The organism is Rouxiella badensis (assembly GCF_002093665.1).
GTDB lineage: Bacteria > Pseudomonadota > Gammaproteobacteria > Enterobacterales > Enterobacteriaceae > Rouxiella > Rouxiella badensis.
On sequence record NZ_MRWE01000044.1, the window covers coordinates 20,554 to 38,645 of the forward strand.

The 18,092-nt window shown below is 51.6% G+C and carries 16 protein-coding genes and 2 pseudogenes; 4 read left to right on the plus strand and 14 right to left on the minus strand.

Going from position 1 to position 18,092, the window contains the following annotated elements; genetic code table 11:
* Window positions 1–21: 21 nt before the first annotated feature.
* The 7 genes from BS640_RS19865 to gmk form a co-directional block, all read right to left on the minus strand.
* On the minus strand, window positions 22–1,707 hold the full coding sequence (locus BS640_RS19865) for an AsmA family protein (RefSeq protein WP_084913211.1): 1,686 nt from the start codon (window positions 1,705–1,707) through the stop codon (window positions 22–24).
* A gap of 154 nt (window positions 1,708–1,861) precedes the next feature.
* Complete coding sequence (locus BS640_RS19870) at window positions 1,862–3,262, minus strand: nucleobase:cation symporter-2 family protein (protein ID WP_017493936.1); 1,401 nt, start codon at window positions 3,260–3,262, stop codon at window positions 1,862–1,864.
* Window positions 3,263–3,413: 151 nt separating this feature from the next.
* Complete coding sequence (recG, locus tag BS640_RS19875; RefSeq protein ID WP_017493937.1) at window positions 3,414–5,495, minus strand: ATP-dependent DNA helicase RecG; 2,082 nt, start codon at window positions 5,493–5,495, stop codon at window positions 3,414–3,416.
* A complete protein-coding gene (trmH, locus tag BS640_RS19880; RefSeq protein WP_017493938.1) occupies window positions 5,492–6,187 on the minus strand; it encodes a tRNA (guanosine(18)-2'-O)-methyltransferase TrmH in 696 nt (231 codons plus the stop codon). The genes recG and trmH overlap by 4 nt, the downstream gene beginning before the upstream one ends.
* Before the next feature lie 4 nt (window positions 6,188–6,191).
* Complete coding sequence (gene spoT, locus BS640_RS19885; RefSeq protein WP_017493939.1) at window positions 6,192–8,300, minus strand: bifunctional GTP diphosphokinase/guanosine-3',5'-bis pyrophosphate 3'-pyrophosphohydrolase; 2,109 nt, start codon at window positions 8,298–8,300, stop codon at window positions 6,192–6,194.
* A gap of 15 nt (window positions 8,301–8,315) precedes the next feature.
* The gene (rpoZ, locus tag BS640_RS19890; protein ID WP_017493940.1) at window positions 8,316–8,597 is read right to left on the minus strand and encodes a DNA-directed RNA polymerase subunit omega; all 282 of its coding nucleotides are present in this window, start codon (window positions 8,595–8,597) and stop codon (window positions 8,316–8,318) included.
* Window positions 8,598–8,651: 54 nt separating this feature from the next.
* Window positions 8,652–9,275: a guanylate kinase gene (gmk, locus tag BS640_RS19895; protein WP_084913212.1), complete on the minus strand. Its 624-nt coding sequence runs from the start codon at window positions 9,273–9,275 to the stop codon at window positions 8,652–8,654.
* Window positions 9,276–9,554: 279 nt separating this feature from the next.
* Here gmk and ligB point away from each other — a divergent pair, with 279 nt between their 5' ends.
* Window positions 9,555–11,300 carry an NAD-dependent DNA ligase LigB gene (gene ligB / locus BS640_RS19900; protein WP_084913213.1) on the plus strand — a complete coding sequence of 582 codons (1,746 nt, stop codon included), beginning with the start codon at window positions 9,555–9,557 and terminating at the stop codon, window positions 11,298–11,300.
* Here ligB and BS640_RS19905 read toward each other — a convergent pair.
* Window positions 11,275–11,892: a trimeric intracellular cation channel family protein gene (locus tag BS640_RS19905; RefSeq protein WP_017493287.1), complete on the minus strand. Its 618-nt coding sequence runs from the start codon at window positions 11,890–11,892 to the stop codon at window positions 11,275–11,277. The two genes, ligB and BS640_RS19905, sit on opposite strands and share 26 nt — an antisense overlap.
* A 336-nt stretch (window positions 11,893–12,228) precedes the next feature.
* Between BS640_RS19905 and BS640_RS19910 the strand changes: the two genes are divergently transcribed.
* Together BS640_RS19910 and fabF are read left to right on the plus strand one after the other, a co-directional pair.
* A complete protein-coding gene (locus BS640_RS19910) occupies window positions 12,229–12,849 on the plus strand; it encodes a TetR/AcrR family transcriptional regulator (RefSeq protein WP_017493288.1) in 621 nt (206 codons plus the stop codon).
* Window positions 12,850–12,914: 65 nt separating this feature from the next.
* A complete protein-coding gene (fabF, locus tag BS640_RS19915; protein ID WP_017493289.1) occupies window positions 12,915–14,189 on the plus strand; it encodes a beta-ketoacyl-ACP synthase II in 1,275 nt (424 codons plus the stop codon).
* Between the two features lie 54 nt (window positions 14,190–14,243).
* Here fabF and BS640_RS19920 read toward each other — a convergent pair whose 3' ends face one another.
* On the minus strand, window positions 14,244–14,633 hold the full coding sequence (locus tag BS640_RS19920) for a DUF6515 family protein (RefSeq protein ID WP_017493290.1): 390 nt from the start codon (window positions 14,631–14,633) through the stop codon (window positions 14,244–14,246).
* A gap of 389 nt (window positions 14,634–15,022) precedes the next feature.
* Here BS640_RS19920 and BS640_RS22295 point away from each other — a divergent pair.
* A pseudogene (locus BS640_RS22295) lies at window positions 15,023–15,238 on the plus strand (hypothetical protein); the annotation flags it as partial.
* 66 nt (window positions 15,239–15,304) lie between these two features.
* Here BS640_RS22295 and BS640_RS19930 read toward each other — a convergent pair.
* The 5 genes and pseudogenes from BS640_RS19930 to BS640_RS22200 form a co-directional block, all read right to left on the minus strand.
* A complete protein-coding gene (locus BS640_RS19930) occupies window positions 15,305–15,943 on the minus strand; it encodes a hypothetical protein (protein WP_084913214.1) in 639 nt (212 codons plus the stop codon).
* 3 nt (window positions 15,944–15,946) lie between these two features.
* Window positions 15,947–16,945, minus strand: coding sequence for an ImmA/IrrE family metallo-endopeptidase (locus tag BS640_RS19935; protein ID WP_084913215.1), 999 nt, complete (start codon window positions 16,943–16,945; stop codon window positions 15,947–15,949).
* Between the two features lie 115 nt (window positions 16,946–17,060).
* Window positions 17,061–17,249 carry a DUF2280 domain-containing protein gene (locus tag BS640_RS19940; RefSeq protein ID WP_084913216.1) on the minus strand — a complete coding sequence of 63 codons (189 nt, stop codon included), beginning with the start codon at window positions 17,247–17,249 and terminating at the stop codon, window positions 17,061–17,063.
* 133 nt (window positions 17,250–17,382) lie between these two features.
* Window positions 17,383–17,570, minus strand: a pseudogene (locus BS640_RS22300) (transposase); the annotation flags it as partial.
* Window positions 17,571–17,717: 147 nt separating this feature from the next.
* On the minus strand, window positions 17,718–18,092 hold a 375-nt coding region (locus tag BS640_RS22200; protein WP_206600945.1), incomplete at its 5' end, for a hypothetical protein.

Here is an 18,092-nt window from a genome sequence, read left to right on the forward strand (position 1 = left end):
CATTGACCGGGCTTTTTGCTGTTACTGAATTGGGCCTGCTATTCCCTGGCTCATCTGCTGCTGAATTTGCTTACCCTCGTTTGCGCTGGCGTGCAGCGTGCCGCTAAGCGTCGGTTTAAAGTCGACGTTGGCAGGCATTTGGCCCTGAAGGCTCAACTGCATATTGACATTGCCCTGCAACGGCAGTGACGGCCATCCCCAGTTTTGCAGCTCGTTGGCCGGTACCGCACGCCCGGTCAAATTCACCGAGAAATTACGCTGCGGCTGCTGGCTTACGTTGGCCGTTGCCTCGAGCAGGCCCTCCTTGGTATAGGCGCTCAACGCGGTAATCTTCACCGCGTCGCTGCTGGCTTCGAGTGCCAGAGAAGGGCGACGCACATCGTTCTTGTTGAAGGTCGCATCGCTGGCGTTGAGATTCAGATTCCCAGACCAAATCCCCCACTGGTGATTTTGCGCCAGTTTAAGGTTAGTGCCTACGCCGTCGAGTCCGGTCAGTTGGAAAGGGAAATCAGGCGAAATATCGATGATCAGGTTACGGTTTGCCGTGAACTTGTTGACTGACACGTCAGAAAGCCAGTCGGGCAGCGCCTCGACCCACAGCTGACGCCAGTTTTGCGGCAGTGTATATTCCAGCGAGGCGATGCTGAGTTCATCGAGATTTAGCCCTTTGCTCGCACGGTCCCAGTGGCCCATGGTGCGCAGTAATCCGCCTTCCCAGCGGGTGTTAAACTGCCGGATGGCAATGCCCTGCGGCGAAAGGTCGAGATTCACATTCGGGTCGATGAAGTGAAGATTACCGTCAATCATGTCGGTAGCATTGAGTGAAAGCTGGCCGTCGGTACTCTGCCAGTCTCCATTCTCCAGCGTGACGTCGGTGACTGTCATATCCAAATCGGTGAACGACCAGTTTTGCCCCTGAAGTCGGGCATCAATCAGGTCCAGACGTTTGATGTCTACTTTCGGCAGCTTGACGAACTCCTGCCAGAAGGTCGAAATCGGCTGTGCGCTCTGGAGTCTGATATGGCTCAGGCGCAGATTATCGACCGACCAGCTGCCGTCGGTGCTGCGGCTGGCGTTACCGGTCAACTGGCCGCGCGCCATGTCCGCACCAAAATTGCTCAGCATCAGCTGTTTGTTATCAATTCTCCCCTGAATCAATACGTTATTCGCTGGAATATTGTCCAATGCAAGCCTGTCGGCACTCATTTGGAACTGCGCATTGCTTCCCAGAACCGCATTTTGGCTCGGCTGCCACGGTGAAATACCGGCATTGACGTTTTTACCATCAACCTTCCACTGCTCGATATCGCCGGTAAGTGCAATATTATTCAGTTGCAGTGTATTAGCCTGCAGCGGCAGATTAAGCGGTTTTGGCGAAAGGTTCAGCGAACCATTGACCAGCACCACGCGGTCAAAGAAGTGCGGCTGTGTGATTTGACGCCAACTGAGATCGAAATCAACTTCCGCGGCGTTGAGCACGTCAGGCTGATTCTTTTCGGCGAACTTCACGCCGGATAGCGTGATACGTGAAGGTGCCGACCACGAGTGGTCAATTTCATCTATCGAAAGGCGGTATTCACTGTTACCGCTTATCCAACGGCTTAGCTGACCCGCGGCCCAGCGTGTTTGTAGCAAAACGTACAGTATGACGATTGCCAGAGCCAACAACAGCACTATTGTCAGCAGCAATTTACCGATAAATTTCATCGTCTGGGTCCGTATCCGTTGGGGAAATGTACACCTGTTTATGCCGTAATCAGCAATCTTTCTCAATAGGTTAACATGTTACAGGCAAAAAAAACGGCGGGAGGGATAACCCTTCCGCCGTCATAGCGCGTTCATTTAGCCAGCGGATAACAGGTTAGGGTTCACGCGGGAAAATCAGGTTCAGCACGATAGCGGTGATGCCGCCCGCCGCAATGCCCGAAGACAGCAGGGTCTTCAGCCAGTCAGGGGCAAATTGCAGGATAAGCGGCTGCTGGGAAACGCCCATGCCGACGGCCAGAGACAGCGCCATTATCATGATTGCACGACGGTTAAGACGTTCTCTCGACACGATACGTACGCCGGATGCCGCGATAGTGCCGAACATTACGATGGTCGCGCCGCCGAGAACCGGCTCAGGAATGTGTTGCACAAAGCCCGCCACGGCCGGGAACAGACCGAGGACGATAAGCATCAGTGCGACCACGAAACCAACATAGCGGCTCGCTACACCGGTCAACTGGATAACGCCGTTGTTCTGACCAAAGCAGGAGTTCGGGAAGGTATTGAACACCGCCGACAGCATGGAGTTCAGGCCATTCGCCAGCACGCCACCCTTGATGCGTTTCATGTAAATCGGGCCGGTTACCGGCTGTTCTGAGACGTCTGAGGTCGCCGTGATATCACCGATAGTTTCCAGCGAGGTCACCATAAAGATCAGCATCAGCGGAATAAGCAGGTTCCAGTCGAAACCCAGGCCGTAATAAAGCGGCGTTGGAATAGTGATCAGATGGCCTGACTCTGCCGGTGCAGTGGCGGGTAACATATCCATGCCCCAGGCGGCCAGATAGCCGACGGCCATCGCAATCACCAGCGACGCAACGCGCAGATACGGGTTACGTTGACGATTGAGCAGAATAATGACCACCAGAACCACGGCGGCCAGAATCAGATTTTTCGGCGAACCAAAGGTATGGTTACTCATCGCGGCATAGCCACCGCCAATGGAGGTCAATCCGACCTGAATAAGCGAAAGCCCAATGATCATCACCACAATACCCGATACCAGCGGGGTGATAATACGGCGCGCCAGATGCAGTACGCGAGACAGCAAAATTTCGGTGCAGGAGGCGACCATCAGGGTGCCAAACAGGGCTGCCATCATGGTTGGAACGGTGGCGCCGCCGTTCTTCAGCACCATGCCGCCCATAATCAGCGGAGAAACGAAGTTAAAGCTGGTGCCCTGAATCGACAGCAGGCCTGAACCAATCGGTCCCCAGGTTTTAATTTGCAGAATCGACGCCAGACCGGAGGCAAACAGCGACATGCTGATAATGTGCTGCGTGTCTTGTGCGGGCAGACCCAGAGCCTGGCAGATAAGCAGTGCCGGAGTAATAACCGCCACGAACATGGCCAGCAAATGCTGACAGGCCGCAAACAGCGTTTGTGGCAAAGGTGGGCGGTCTTCTAACCGATAAATTAGTTCACTGCTGCGTGTCGTTTCCGACGCCGAATGCTGAGCGTTTGGCCCGGCAGATTCTGTTGTCACTGGTGGCATCCCCATTAAGCCGAAAGCGGGCATTTTTCATGATATTGAGCTCAAAAGCAATCGTTTGCCAACGGCATTTATGAGGGATAATGCCGCTTAGAGCAGCATTTCTGAGCTTTGAGAAGCCATAGGCGGGAGGATCCGTCTTTCTGCAGCAGAATCAGGCGTTGGTGTAGCGAACGCGCTCTGGTAACCAGCGTTCAATCAACGCCCGTGCGTGCTCGGGATATTGCTGCTGTAAATGTCGCGCGATGCGCTGTACCTCGGGGATCATTGCCTGGTCACGCAGTAAATCCGCAACTTTAAACTCGGCGCTGCCCGTCTGGCGTGTCCCTAATAGCTCACCCGGACCTCGAATTTCGAGATCCTGCTGGGCGATAACAAAGCCGTCATTGCTGTCGCGAAGCACCTGTAAACGCTTCTGCGCCGTTTTGCTTAGCGGGGTTTTGTAGAGCAGCACGCAGTGGGAAGCGATAGCGCCTCGGCCAACGCGCCCGCGCAGCTGGTGCAGCTGTGCAAGACCCAGACGCTCTGGGTTTTCGATAATCATCAGGCTGGCATTAGGGACATCGACGCCGACCTCTATCACCGTCGTCGCGACCAGCAGCTGGATCTCGCCCTGTTTGAAGGCTTGCATCACCGCCTGTTTTTCCTGCGCCTTCATTCGGCCATGCACCAAACCAATTTTCAGCTCGGGCAGCGCGATTTTCAGTCCTTCCCAGGTGGCTTCGGCGGCCTGTGCCTCAAGCATTTCTGATTCTTCAATCAGCGTACAGACCCAATAGGCTTGACGGTTCTCTTCCATGCAGGCGCTTTTCACCCGCTGGATAATATCGTTACGGCGGGTATCAGGGATAGCGACGGTGGTGACCGGTGTGCGACCCGGCGGAAGTTCGTCGATAACCGAGGTATCGAGATCGGCATAGGCGGTCATCGCCAGCGTGCGCGGAATAGGAGTGGCGGTCATAATCAGCTGGTGCGGATGGAAACCCTGCTGTTTGCCCTTTTCCCACAGCGCCAGTCGCTGGTGAACGCCAAAACGGTGCTGTTCGTCGATAATGACCAGCGCCAGCGCCGAAAATTGGATTTGTTCCTGGAAGATGGCGTGCGTTCCGACCACCATCGAGACCTGTCCGTTGGCAATCGCCTCCTGTTGGGCAATACGCGCCTTACCTTTCTGTTTACCGGCTAGCCAGCCAACCTGAATACCCAGCGGTTCAAACCATTGACGGAAATTATTGGCGTGTTGCTCCGCCAGCAGCTCGGTCGGTGCCATCAGACCGACCTGTTTCCCCTGCGCAATAGCACAGAGCGCGGCGAGTGCGGCAACCAGCGTTTTACCAGAGCCGACGTCACCCTGCACCAGCCGCATCATCGGATACCCCTGCGCGAGATCTTTCTCAATCTCGGCGACGACGCGATTTTGCGCCCCTGTCGGACTAAACGACAACGAGGCGAGGAAGGCGTTCATCAGGCGATGGTCTTTGACCAGCGGCAGCGCCTTGTAGCTCTGGGTTCCAGCTCTTACCGCCAGCATGCTGAGATTATGCGCCAGTAACTCTTCCATAATCAGACGACGCTGCGCCGGATGCTGGCCTTTCTCAAGGTCGGCCAGCTGCATGTCCGGCGGCGGACGATGCAGAAGATGCAGCGCCTGCGACAGTGGCAACAGTGTGCGGCTGAGTTCCTGCGGCAGGAGCTCGGCGATAGGCTGGGTGTCGAGCAGCGAAAGCGCTTGGTTTGTCAGCTTGCGCAGCGTGGCCTGGCGTATACCTTCGGTCGTCGGATAGACCGGTGTCAGCGATTCTTGTAACACAACCTCGCTGTTTTCACCCTGCACGCGATATTCCGGATGAATGATTTCAGCGCCGTGCGTGCCGCGTTTGATTTCGCCATAGGCGGTAACTCGCCGACCCGGCGCCAGACTGTTTTTCATTGCGGCGTTGAAATTGAAGAAACGCAGTGTCAGCAGTCCGGTGCCGTCGCTGATTTGGCAGGTCAGCATGCGTCGACGACCAAAACTGATATCTGTGCGCAGGACTTCGCCTTCAACGGTGGCATAAATCGCGGGGAGTAAATCATTGATTGCGTAAAGACGGGTACGGTCCTCATAGCGCAGAGGCAAATGAAGCAGTAAATCCTGAATCGTTTCGAGGCCGATTTTTGCGAGCTTTTCTGCCTGACTTGCGCCAACGCCGGTCAGTGACGTAAGCGGAACGGCATCCAGCAGGCGGCCCTTCATCTGGAAACCGTCATTTGCATCGCGGCCCACCACTCGTCATCGGCGACAATATTGCCGGTGTCATCGATAAGCGGGCGCGGCAGTTTCTTGCGCTGAGCGACGTTGGCCAGCACCGGATAACCCCCTTCGAACAGCAGGCGCTGCTGCTCTTTTTCTTTCAACAGGCTGGTCGTTCGGGAATACATGCCGGCATTTTGGCGCTGACGCTGCGCTTCATAAAGGATAAGCGCAGAAGCGACGGAAACGTTCAGCGACTGAACCATGCCGACCATCGGAATAATGATGTCGCTGTCGGCGAGCGCCAGCGCTTCGGGCGTGATGCCGGTCTTTTCCTGGCCGAGCAGAATGCAGGTTGGGCGGGTATAGTCGATAGCGCGGAAATCTACTGCTTTTTCAGAGAGATTGGTCGCCAGAACCTGCATCCCCATTGCCTTCATTTTAGCAACGGCTTCCTGAATCGTTTTATGTGTTTTAACCTGAACCCAACTATTTGCGCCGGCAGCAAAGGAACCCTGGGTGCGCATTTTACTGGTCGGCCAGACGGCGTGAACTTCATTGACGCCGACCGCATCAGCGGTACGGATCACTGCCGAAACGTTGTGCGGCTTGTGCACCTGCTCCATGCAGACGGTCAGGTCAGGCTGGCGCGCCGCCAGCATTTCGCAAATGCGCGCATAACGTTCAGGAGTCATCAGTCTAGTTTCTATTACGGGTGACTTTAATCACGTCCGGCATGATACGAATCTTACGCATGATGTTTGCCAGATGGACGCGATCGCGGGTGCTCAGGCGAATGAACGCGCTGTAGACGCGACCGTCTTTCTCTTCGCTGCTCAGGCTCTGAATATTCGACTGCGCGGCGTTAATCGCGGCGGTCAGGTTCGCCAGTCCGCCCTGATGGTTGAACATATCAACCTTAATCTCGGCGATAAATTCCTGCTCGGTTTCCTGGTCATCCCATTCTACCGCCATGAATTTCTCAGGCTCTTTCTGGTAGCCACGGATGTTGCGGCAGGACTCATGGTGTACTACCAGACCCTTACCCGGACTCACGTGGGCAATGATCGGGTCACCAGGAATAGGGCGGCAGCATTTTGCGAAGGTGATCAATACGCCGTCTGCGCCTTTAATTGGCAGATTGCGCGAGCCAGAGGTCGCCATGGAAGACTGGTCGCCCATCAGGTTCTTGGCCACCACCAGACTCATGGCGTTGCCTAAACCGATTTCGGCCAACAGATCATCCATCGCACTGAGCTTCATGCGCTCAAGCTCTTTCTTGATGTTTTCTGGCGGAATGTCGCTCAGCTTGCGTCCACTTCCCAGCGCATGATTCAACAGGCGGCGACCCAGAGAGACTGAATCGTCACGCTTGAGGTTTTTTAGCATCTGGCGAATTTTCGCACGCGCTCTCGAGCTGACCACGAAGTTCAACCATGCTGCATTCGGACGCGCGCCCGGTGCGGTGATTATCTCGATAGTCTGGCCGCTGGTCAGCGGTTGTGAAAGCGGGTAAGGCTGGCGGTCGACACGCGCACCCACGCAGGCGTGACCGATGTCGGTATGCACGGCGTAGGCGAAGTCGACGGGCGTTGCGCCGGCAGGCAGCTCAACGATGCGGCCTTCCGGTGTAAAGACGTAGATTTCATCTGGGAAGAGGTCGGATTTAACGCTCTCGATGAATTCAAAGGAGTTACCCGCACTTTGCTGAAGCTCGAGCAGGCTCTGCAACCAGCGCTGTGCGCGGATTTGCGCCGTGGTGCCGGTACTTTCACCGTTCTCTTTATAAGCCCAGTGTGCCGCCACACCCATCTCTGCCATCTGGTCCATATCTTCAGTACGGATCTGAACCTCAACCGGAACTCCGTGAGGGCCGATGAGCGAAGTATGCAGAGACTGATAGCCGTTGGCTTTGGGAATGGCGATGTAATCTTTGACGCGACCTGGACGCGGCTTGTAAAGGCTGTGCGCCTGACCAAGAACGCGATAGCAGGTATCTAGCTCTTTTACGATGACTCTGAAGGCATAAATATCCATGATTGAATGGAAACGCTGCTCTTTCAGGTGCATCTTGAGGTAAATCGAGTACAGGTGCTTTTCACGCCCGCTAACCCGGCATTGAATACCGGCTTCGGTCAGACGTCCCTCAATCTCGGAGAGGATTTTCTGAATCATCTCTTTACGGTTACCGCGTGCGGCTTTCACCACTTCTTTGATTACGCGATAGCGATTAGGGTAAAGCGCCTCAAAACCCAGCTCTTCGAGCTCGGTTTTAAGGTGGTGTATACCCAGCCTGTGCGCCAGCGGACTGTAAATTTCCAGCGTTTCACGAGCAATGCGGCGACGTTTATCGGGGCGAAGAGAGCCCAGCGTGCGCATATTGTGGGTACGGTCAGCCAGTTTGATCAAAATGACGCGGATGTCTTGCACCATCGCCATAATCATCTTGCGGAAGTTCTCCGCTTGGGCTTCTTTTTTGTCGCGGAATTTCAGCTTGTCGAGCTTTGAAACACCTTCAACCAGTTCGGCAACACTTTTACCAAACAACTGTTCCATATCCTGGTAGGTTGCGGGTGTGTCTTCGATGACGTCGTGCAAAAGCGCCGCCATCAACGTTTCATGGTCGAGTCTCATCTCAGCTAAAATACAGGCCACGGCTACCGGGTGAGTAATATACGGCTCACCGCTCGAGCGTGTCTGACCCTCGTGCGCGTCCCGCGCGACGAGGTATGCCTGCACGAGGCGCTTTATCTGGTCCTCTGGCAGGTATTTTTGAATCAGCTGATTCAGGCTTTCAAAGATGTACAAGGCTAGACCCGCTGATTAACTTGGACGACGGCCTTCGGCGATAGCAGTAACCGCTTGAATCTCAGTGGCTTCTTGCTCTTTTTGCTCTTGGCGATCGCGAGCGTCGAGGATCTGGTTAGTGATCAGACCTTCTTCGATTTCACGCAGAGCAATAACGGTGAATTTGTCGTTTTCTTCAGCGACCAGTGGATCTTTACCACCAGATTGCAGCTGGCGTGCGCGACGAGCAGCCACCAACACCAGGTCAAAACGGTTACCAATTTTCTCTACAGCGTCTTGAACAGTTACGCGTGCCATATATGTGCTACTCCACAGGGTGACGAAAGACTGGGCATAATACTGAAAGTGTCTTCAGTCTGCCAATAGTTTGGTGATTAATCCGTCATGACGGAGCTTTTGACGGCTCAGACGAAGACGTTCTGCACGAATAATGGTTTTGAGGTCGGATAACGCCAAATCAAAATCATCATTCACAATTAAATAGTCGTACTCGGCGTAGTGAGTCATTTCGGCTACTGCCTGCGCCATACGCTTGGCGATGACTTCTTCGCTGTCCTGACCACGGCCACGCAGGCGGCGGTCCAGCTCGTCTTTTGACGGAGGCAGAACAAAAATGCTGCGCGCCTGAGGCATACGCTGGCGAATTTGCTGCGCACCCTGCCAGTCGATATCTAAAAATACATCAACGCCAGAAGCTAAAACCTGCTCAATGGCTTTGCGCGAGGTGCCGTAATAATTACCGAACACTTCCGCATGTTCTAAAAAGTCGTCGTGCGCAATCATCTCGCAGAATTCGTCTTTAGAAACGAAATAATAATGCTCGCCGTGTTTCTCACCAGGCCTGACTTGGCGCGTCGTATGAGAAATAGAGACCTGCGTATCGTAGAGCGGTTGAGTTTTTAGGTAAGCCTGAATCAGGCTTGATTTACCTGCTCCACTGGGGGCGGAGACAATATATAGCGTGCCTTGAACCATGTTGACGTTTCAGCTGATTGGGTTGAAAAGAAAATACAGAAGAGTGATCTTCGGCACAGTATACACGTTCACCGCTTTTGGTGCAGCGTTACAGTACATTTCAGCGCAAGTAATCCTAATAAAATAGCCCGAAGTGACTCTTTTGCGAGGCTTATTCCATTAAATAAGCGCAATCATGTACACCGAATAAAAGTTTCCGCAACGCCTCTCAGCCCAACTTATTACTGTTAGTCATTCCCGCCAAATGAGCATTGAATAAGCGCAACAAGGAGAGTTCTTATGCGCTTATTTTGGTTTATTGCTTTGATTTTTTGCTCATTTATTGCGGCCACCGCCGCAGCTACCTCGACACCGATTTGTCCGCCCTGGTCGCAGGGGCGACTAGAAAATGAGATTGCCAGACTCTCTTCTCGGCTTGAAAGCTGGGACGTCGAATACCATCAGCAGGGTAAAAGCTCCATCGATGACGGCATATACGATAATTTGCGCGACAAACAGCGTTTTTGGCTGACCTGTGCAGATAAGCCCGTCACCGAGCCCGTATTGCGATCGGGAAAAGGTGCGTTGAACCATCCGGTTGCCCATACCGGCCTGAGAAAGCTGGCGACCCGAGCCGATGTTGCGAGATGGATGAAAGACAAAAAGTCGCTGTGGGTGCAGCCCAAAATCGACGGTGTAGCGGTAACACTAATCTACAAAGCTGGGCAGCTGGCCGCTATGCTCAGCCGGGGTGATGGTCAGTCCGGGCAAAACTGGACTGAGAAGGCGCTGAATATACGCGCAATTCCGCAGCAGATTGGCAACAAATCCGACGTCGTCGTGCTACAGGGGGAGTTGTTCCTCATGATGAACGATCACCAACAAAATAAGCAGGGCGGCCTTAATGCCCGAGCTAAGGTCGCGGGCGCGATGATGCGTCGCACAACTCCCGCTATTTTGCAGCAAATCGGTATTTTTATCTGGGAATGGCCCGACGGCCCCGTAGTGATGGCAACGCGTCTGGAGCAGCTCAAACAGATGGGCTTCCCTCTCACTGCCGATTTTACCCAACCCGTCACTACCGTCTCGCAGGTGAGCCAATGGCGCGATGACTGGTATCAGCATCCACTGCCTTTTGTCACCGACGGCGTGGTGGTGCGTGAGGCGTCGGAACCTGAAGGTCGCTACTGGCGTAATCGTCCTGCTAACTGGGCCGTTGCCTGGAAATATCCGGCGATACGTAAACTCACTGACGTCATCGGTATTGAGTATTCGGTCGGCAGGAGTGGTAAACGCGCGGTGGTGCTACAACTGCAGCCCGTGACTATCGATGACAAGCAGGTCTCCCGAGTTAGCCTGGGGTCTCCCCAGAGGCTGAAAGAATGGGATATTGTTATTGGTGATCGGGTGGCTGTCAGTCTTGCAGGACGAGGTATTCCCCGTCTTGACGAGGTGGTATGGCGGGTCGTGATGCGAGAGCAAACCCGTGAGTCGGATGAGGGGGAAATATTCGATTCCTTCACCTGCTTTCAGCCCACAGGGCGCTGCCGTGAACAGTTCTTGTCGCGTCTCGTCTGGCTCAGTGGTCCTCAGGGCTTAGGGATAAAAGGCCTCGGAAGAGAGACGTGGAGAAAACTGCTTGATGCCCAGCAGATTCCCACCTTAATAAGCGGGCTCTTTCTGGGCGAGAAGGAGCTTAAAGCTTTACCGGGGATCGGCGAGAAACGGGCGCAGAAACTTTATGCTCAAATACAGCTGTCGCGTCAGAAAAGTTTCCGACAGTGGATTACCGCACTGGGGTTTCCCACGGCAGGACTTGGCATGACGGAAAAGAGGAGTTGGCGGCAGCTGAGAGAGATGACGTTGGAGCAGTGGCAGGCTGGCCAGGGGATTGGGCCTAAAGGCGCCGCGCAGATACAGCGTTTTTTGCAACACCCCAAAGTGGTCGAAATTATCGAAAGATTACAGCATGAAAGGCTGCCGGCTTTTTATCAGGCCGACAGCGATGACAGATATTCGGTTAATGATCCGAATCAGGATAGTTGAAGACGGGAAGACCGAGTTTGAAGCGCAGTGCCAGCAGTCGAGCAATAAAGCCTGCCAGCAGGGTGACGATAACCACCAGATTCTGCGGCACAGAGAAATATTGCAGGATGATATACAGCCAAGCCGAGGCGAAGGAGATACCGCCATAAATCTCTTTCTGGAACACCAAAGGAATTTGATTGCACAGCATGTCACGCAATACGCCGCCAAATACGCCGGTAATCACGGCTGAAATCGAGGCAATCAATGGGCCGTGTCCGGTATCGAGCGCAATTTGGGTGCCAATGATCGAGAACACCACTAATCCCAGTGCATCAAGCACCAGAAATAGCTTACGCAGGTGCTTCATCAGAGGAGCCAACCAAGTAGTAACAATGGCTGCTGCGGCTACGATTAGCACATATTGCGGGTGCTTCACCCAGCCCAGCGGATAGTGGCCTAGCACCATATCTCGGATGGTACCGCCGCCAATGGCCGTCGCGCAGGCTATAATGATGACACCAAAGACGTCCATTTTACGGCGGCCAGCCGCGAGTGCGCCGGTCATGGCTTCAGCAGTAATACCAATAATATAAAGAACAGTGAGCAACATACGTTTCGCCAGTCGACAAGATAGAGAAATTTCCTCACTATAGGGTAATAAGCTTTGCCGCGCGTCTCGACTGAGTTTTTCTTCTGAATCCCCAATCGGATTACCTTAACTAATCTGAGTAAAGCATTTATTCCCCTACTGATTGCATTCAGCCGAAATTAAAAAACAAGTTCACATTACTTTAATTTTATATTTTTACGCATTGTCCATTTTATCGTCTAGGCTATTTTTACTTCACTAAACAAATTAGCTCTATCTTAAAGGTGACGAATGTGTATATTTGTCACCTGTTAACCTAAGCTATAGCTATAGCTTTTCTATTTGCTGGAGAGCTACATGAAACCTGAAATCCCGGTTGTATTGCCTCATCGTGGACCTGCATTGCATGAGCGACGTGAGCAGATTATCCGGGCTGCGCTGGACCATTTTCGTCACTACGGTTATTCCAAAACCTCAGTGGCTGACCTGGCAAAAGCTATCGGTGTTTCAAGCGCTTATGTGTACAAGTTTTTTGAGTCTAAGCAGGCGATTGGTGAGGCGGTGTGCATGCACAGCCTGGGGCAGATCGATGATGCATTGCGCGAGATTGTGCACACCAACCAAAGCGCATCTGACAAGCTAAAAGAATTATTTTCGTCGCTGCTAAGCAAAAGCCTGGCGCTGTTTTTTGAAGAGCGGAGGCTGCATGACATTGCGGCTGTCGCGGCGACGAATCACTGGAGTTCAGCGAACAATCATCGCGCTGCTCTATATAGCATGCTGAAACAGATCATCGTTGAAGGTCGTGAGAAGGGTGAGTTTGAGTCTGACACGCCGCTTGATGAGGTGTGTATGGCCATCGCAGGTGTGATGACGCCATTCTCCCACCCCTTGATGCTTGAGGAAAAGACGCCAGAGCAGCTTGAAGAGCGCGTGCTGGTTATAACGAATTTGGTTTTACGCAGTCTGGCAAAATGACCCGGCTGTAAAAAGGTGTGTTGTTCACACCTCAATTATACGGACTGATCCACAGAGGAATTTTTATGTCTCATCGTCGTGTAGTCATTACGGGCATGGGGGCGGTGAGCCCGCTCGGTTGTGATATCGAAACTATTTGGAAACGACTGTTAGCCGGTCAGTCTGGTATTCGCGTTCTGCCAGAAGAAATCGTTGAAACCCTGACCGTTAAAGTGGGCGGTCAGGTGCAAACTCTTGAGCAGGATCCCGAGTCAGGTTTTGACGCGGACCAGTACGTGTTGCCTAAAGATCAGAAGAAAATGGACCGTTTCATTCTCTTCGCCATGGCTGCTGCTGAGCAGGCGATTACCGAGTCAGGCTGGAAAGCAGAGACCGCAGAACAGCAGGAACGCTCTGCGACGGTGATTGGCTCTGGTATCGGCGGTTTCCCGGCCATTGCCAATGCAGTACGCACCAACGACACTCGTGGTCCTAAGCGCCTGTCTCCATTCACCATTCCTTCATTTCTGGTGAACCTGGCTGCCGGTCAGGTTTCCATCAAGCACCAGTTCAAAGGCCCAATCGGTGCCCCGGTGACAGCCTGTGCGGCTGGCGTTCAGGCTATCGGCGATGCGGTACGTTTGATTCGCAACGACGAAGCTGACATTGCGCTGTGTGGCGGTGCGGAAGCGACTATTGATACCGTCACCATCGGCAGCTTTGCAGCGGCGAAAGCCATGTCGGTCGGTCATGAAGACAATCCAGCGTCTGCCTCACGTCCATTCGATAGCGCACGCGACGGCTTCGTCATGGGCGAAGGCGCAGGCATGCTAGTGATTGAAGAGCTGGAACATGCGCTGGCACGCGGTGCTAAACCATTGGCCGAGATCGTTGGTTACGGCACCAGCGGCGACGCATACCACATGACCTCCGGTGCAGAAGACGGCAACGGCGCAGGTCGTGCAATGAAAATTGCTCTGCGTCAGGGTGGCATCAAGCCTGAGCAGGTTCAGCACCTTAACGCCCACGCGACCTCTACGCCGGTCGGCGACCTCGGCGAAATCAACGCGATTAAAAACCTTTTCGGTACCGACGACAAGCTGGCCATCACCTCGACCAAGTCAGCAACTGGTCACCTTTTGGGTGCGGCTGGCGGCCTTGAGACTATCTTTACCGCGTTGGCCGTGCGTGACCAGATCGTGCCACCGACGCTGAATCTGGATAACAAAGATCCAGCGGCCGAGGGTTTAAACATCGTTGGCAACAAAGCACAGCCGCATGAAATCACCTATGCGCTGTCTAATGGTTTCGGTTTCGGTGGCGTTAACGCCTGCGTCTTGTTGAAGCGCTGGGAAGACTAAGTCTCTCCCAATTCAATGATAAAGCCCGTTAATCCGGGCTTTTTTTATGCGGTATTAGAGTCCGTCTGGACGCGGGATTTCGTAATACTGGCCCGATGGGTCACGCTTGTAATAGTGCCCTTGGCTGACGTAGAAACGCTCACCGTGGAAATCAACCGGAGAAAGGTCCGGCGGCGCAGAGTCATACTCTTCTTCTTCCTGCGGCGGAGATGGGGGCGGCGCATCATCCTGCGGTGGTGCATTAACTTCGACGTAATTATCACCTTGTTTCTGATAATAATTTCCGTTTAAAGCCCAATAGGTCAACCCTCCAATCACCACGGCGACTGCGGCATCAGGCAAAATGTTGAAACCTGGCCCGCCGGGACCCCCACCGCCGTGTGCCAACGCCAACGTAGGTGAAAGCAGGCTCAGGGTTAATAGTGATGCAGCAAGCTTTTTCATTTCATTCCCCTCAGGGGTCAAACTTCAGACTGATACAAACTTCTTCCGACTGATATAAGGTCTAAACCCCCCGGCGTCAATCAATCTTCAACCCATTTTCACAAGCAGTTACAACTGCCTACGCTAATCTCACAGCGCTGCGCCAGGCTGACAGAGATTAACGGAGTGTGAACGGGACACAAGAGGACATTTAACCGCAAAAAAGCCCGCAAATCGCGGGCTTTTGGGGCTTTACCTTTCAGCTGCGAAGCCTAAAAGATTACTCGATATTGAATCTGTTTGTAGAGTAGTTGGCTCTAAGCCTTTAAGTGTAAGGATCTTTGGTAATGATTTTTTATGTTAGGTACACCCTTGTGTACATGGTTTTATGAAGTGCTAGTTCTTCTCAACCACCACAACCCTTCAATGAGGCTACAGTGTCCCAGATTGTCGCCTATACAATATGGGAAGGATTCGACAATGGGTATGTTATCGCTGAACGGCTCAATGAAGCGGGTTATCAGAATAAAGCGGGTAAGGCGTGGGACAAGGACATTTATAGTGCGTGGAAACATCAGAAGGGAACGGCTACAAAGATAGCTACAGCATTGAAGCTGTCAGAATAGCTTTGTGATGCAGGTGACCAGGTGACTGGGGAAGTTGTAGCTTTATGCTCTAGGAACTCTAAATTCTCACAATCCAAAGTCCCTTACAGGAAGCCTATCTTTAAACGCGAGGTAATCATAAAACTCGCGGGTGTACGAAAAAATGCATTCGCACATCGTATGGCCAGCGTTTGCCAGAGCCATTCTCAACATTCCATCAGGCAAAGGATTAGCCATTAGATGCGCGTAAACTCGCGCTTGAGTTAACCCGTTGACGCATAGCAATAATGAAGATTCAAATGTAATCACAGCATCCATCAAACGCTGATGTATTACATCAAGGGCTGGTTGGTTTGCAACAATAGCTGATAAGCAGCGGCGATCTCCAGTCATGAAGATAGCTTCCGGATTCTCAATGCAGGAAGCGAGAAGAAGTTGTTCGCCTACATCAATCCCCGGCACGCTACCCAAAAGCTCAATCAGTTGAGTATTTTGAACTTCTGGAATATCTTGCACCGTTGCGATGAAAGCATCCACCTGCTCGTAAACATTCTGGCCACCAAATTTCCTAATAGCATTTTCAATATTTCTTGGCAAAAGCTGGAAACGAGCGGCGGGATTAATAAATATTTGTTCGGGAGGCTGATTAAAAATCACTGGCAGTTGTGATAACAGGTTGCACTGCGCCAGCTTCAAAATGACATCATTGTCTGAAAGAACAATCACTTATCACTCCCCAATTAGATTTTCTAAAACCTTAAGATTGTCCTCGTGGATATTTTCTAAATCCATTCCACTTTTCATCATGGTCTTAACTAAGTCTTGATCTGGCACGCTGCCTTCACAGAGTAATTTAACCGCACTAACAGCTACGCCCCAGCGATTCTGGGCGAAACCATAATTCAAAGCGATGTGTGTGGGGTCAATGTGATTGTCGCTACCATATTTATGGGCTGCTCGAGCTAAATTTGCCCCATTCAAGCCGCCAGCAGTAGGGACAATTCGTAGAGACTTTTGTCCAGAAATAACCTGGAAGGCAAATTCATTGGCTTCTTTCTCTATCTCATCAGTCGAAGCATTTTCAATTTTTGCATCAACATGACATTGCCCGTTTTCTGCATTCAAATGCCCCTTCGCGATATGACCAAGTTCGTGCGCAAGATCAAATAGCATATAGCCGTGCTTCTGGGGTTGTGTTAGTACGATAACCGGGCGCCCGTGACTCATTAATGCCAATCCGGCCATTTTCTTTGCAGCCTGAGGAAAGCTTTTGAGATAAACAACAGGGATTCCCACTGAGTGGCAGAACGATACCAGGCTGCCAAGCGATACCCACGGCTCTTTAGAAAGGATTTGGCTTCTAATAGCCAATGGATCCAGCGCAACATTAGCACTGTGCGGAACTTTAAAATTAGACGCAGCAATTTTTGCCGCTGTATAGGCAACAGCAGTAGCAATATCTAAATCGTTAGCGGCCACATTTTGGCGGTGCTTATATTTATGATTGCCACCAAAATTAAAGCAGATTCCCTCGCTACCATCTTTCAAGCTGTCTGGAAGGATGCTAAACATGCGCGCGAGATGCAAACTTGCATACTGACGCCCTGATGGGGTGTCAGCAAGTCGCTCATCCCACCAATCAGGCAATAGCTTGCGAATGTAAGCGAGGTTAAATCCGGCTTGTCCGAATTTAGAATAAATTTGACTCATCTGATTGTTGTTACTCATGAGAGCCTCCTACAGCTTGTATAAGCGAAATGCCAACGATTGTTAACATAGTTATGGCACAAAAACGCGCACACTATAAGCATAAAATGGCGAAGTACATAACTATTTTGGTTGTTTAAAGCCGGTGTAAGAGCCACTTGAAAGTGTTAGTAGTGGCTAATGTCCTCGTGAATACAGCCTTAATCTGGTACGTGATTTGAATGTCAATTTCCTTTAAGACGGCATCGAGGACCTGATAGGCCGTATCAATGCATGCAACTAATTGAAGCGTAATGGCTTTCACTTTTGGTTTCAGTGATGCCATATTTCACCATCCGTCAATACAGTCTAACTTTTAAACCAATTTCAGCAGGTAGCTCCTGGACGCCCCTAAGAATGGTCACCGAAGTTAAGTGCGGTCTGATGCCCGCCTGAATGGGTGCGTGATTGGTTACCATTCTGCGCGGCTTAGGTTGGGGTTTTTGGTAAGGATTGATCTTTGCGTAATGGCTATTGGTGGAAATGCCGAGTCGTAGCGCAATCTCAGAAACAGGTATCCCTGCTTGTTAATCTGTTTTACAGCTTCAATTTTAAATTCTTCAGTGAAATTTTGGCTGACATAAACACTCCTTGATTGACTCTCCATTATGAGGGAAAAAATGCCTATCAAACCCGAGTCTATTAAATTTTCACTAAGCTGGATGCTCATAAATATTTATTTAAACGTTTGAGTAATTTATAAAATAAAATGGGACGTTTGTAAGCCCTTCCGTTTTCCTTGAGTACAAGTAGCTTATATCCCATAAATGTTAGTGGAGGAACAATAAATCCTTCTGTAACATTGAATAATTGCTGTTCTATTGTAATGGGCCAGCGCCTCTAGAGCATGTTCATCATTGGAAAATATAAATACTTTAATATCTTTTGGCATTTCCTCAAAAATTTCCATCAACTTCTCTATCGGAATTGGTAGGTTTGGCAGATTTTCTAAAAAAGTTTTCCTCTCTGTCATGGTAAGCTTTATGAAGCAATTCTTGGTGAGGTTAAAGGCCATAACGAGGTTTCCATTCGCTGGGTTAGTGAAGTCTACAAATGACCTATCGGACAGACAGACTTTTTTATCCTCGTGTTCATCGGTAAATTTATAAACTGCAATGGCCGTTTCATC

Coding starts and splice junctions, on each gene's coding strand:
- BS640_RS19865 (WP_084913211.1), bottom strand. CDS start 1,707: ATGAAATTTATCGGTAAATTGCTGCTGACAATAGTGCTGTTGTTGGCT.
- BS640_RS19870 (WP_017493936.1), bottom strand. CDS start 3,262: ATGCCACCAGTGACAACAGAATCTGCCGGGCCAAACGCTCAGCATTCG.
- recG (WP_017493937.1), bottom strand. CDS start 5,495: ATGAAGGGCCGCCTGCTGGATGCCGTTCCGCTTACGTCACTGACCGGC.
- trmH (WP_017493938.1), bottom strand. CDS start 6,187: ATGACTCCTGAACGTTATGCGCGCATTTGCGAAATGCTGGCGGCGCGC.
- rpoZ (WP_017493940.1), bottom strand. CDS start 8,597: ATGGCACGCGTAACTGTTCAAGACGCTGTAGAGAAAATTGGTAACCGT.
- gmk (WP_084913212.1), bottom strand. CDS start 9,275: ATGGTTCAAGGCACGCTATATATTGTCTCCGCCCCCAGTGGAGCAGGT.
- ligB (WP_084913213.1), top strand. CDS start 9,555: ATGCGCTTATTTTGGTTTATTGCTTTGATTTTTTGCTCATTTATTGCG.
- BS640_RS19905 (WP_017493287.1), bottom strand. CDS start 11,892: ATGTTGCTCACTGTTCTTTATATTATTGGTATTACTGCTGAAGCCATG.
- BS640_RS19910 (WP_017493288.1), top strand. CDS start 12,229: ATGAAACCTGAAATCCCGGTTGTATTGCCTCATCGTGGACCTGCATTG.
- fabF (WP_017493289.1), top strand. CDS start 12,915: ATGTCTCATCGTCGTGTAGTCATTACGGGCATGGGGGCGGTGAGCCCG.
- BS640_RS19920 (WP_017493290.1), bottom strand. CDS start 14,633: ATGAAAAAGCTTGCTGCATCACTATTAACCCTGAGCCTGCTTTCACCT.
- BS640_RS19935 (WP_084913215.1), bottom strand. CDS start 16,945: ATGAGTAACAACAATCAGATGAGTCAAATTTATTCTAAATTCGGACAA.
- BS640_RS19940 (WP_084913216.1), bottom strand. CDS start 17,249: ATGGCATCACTGAAACCAAAAGTGAAAGCCATTACGCTTCAATTAGTT.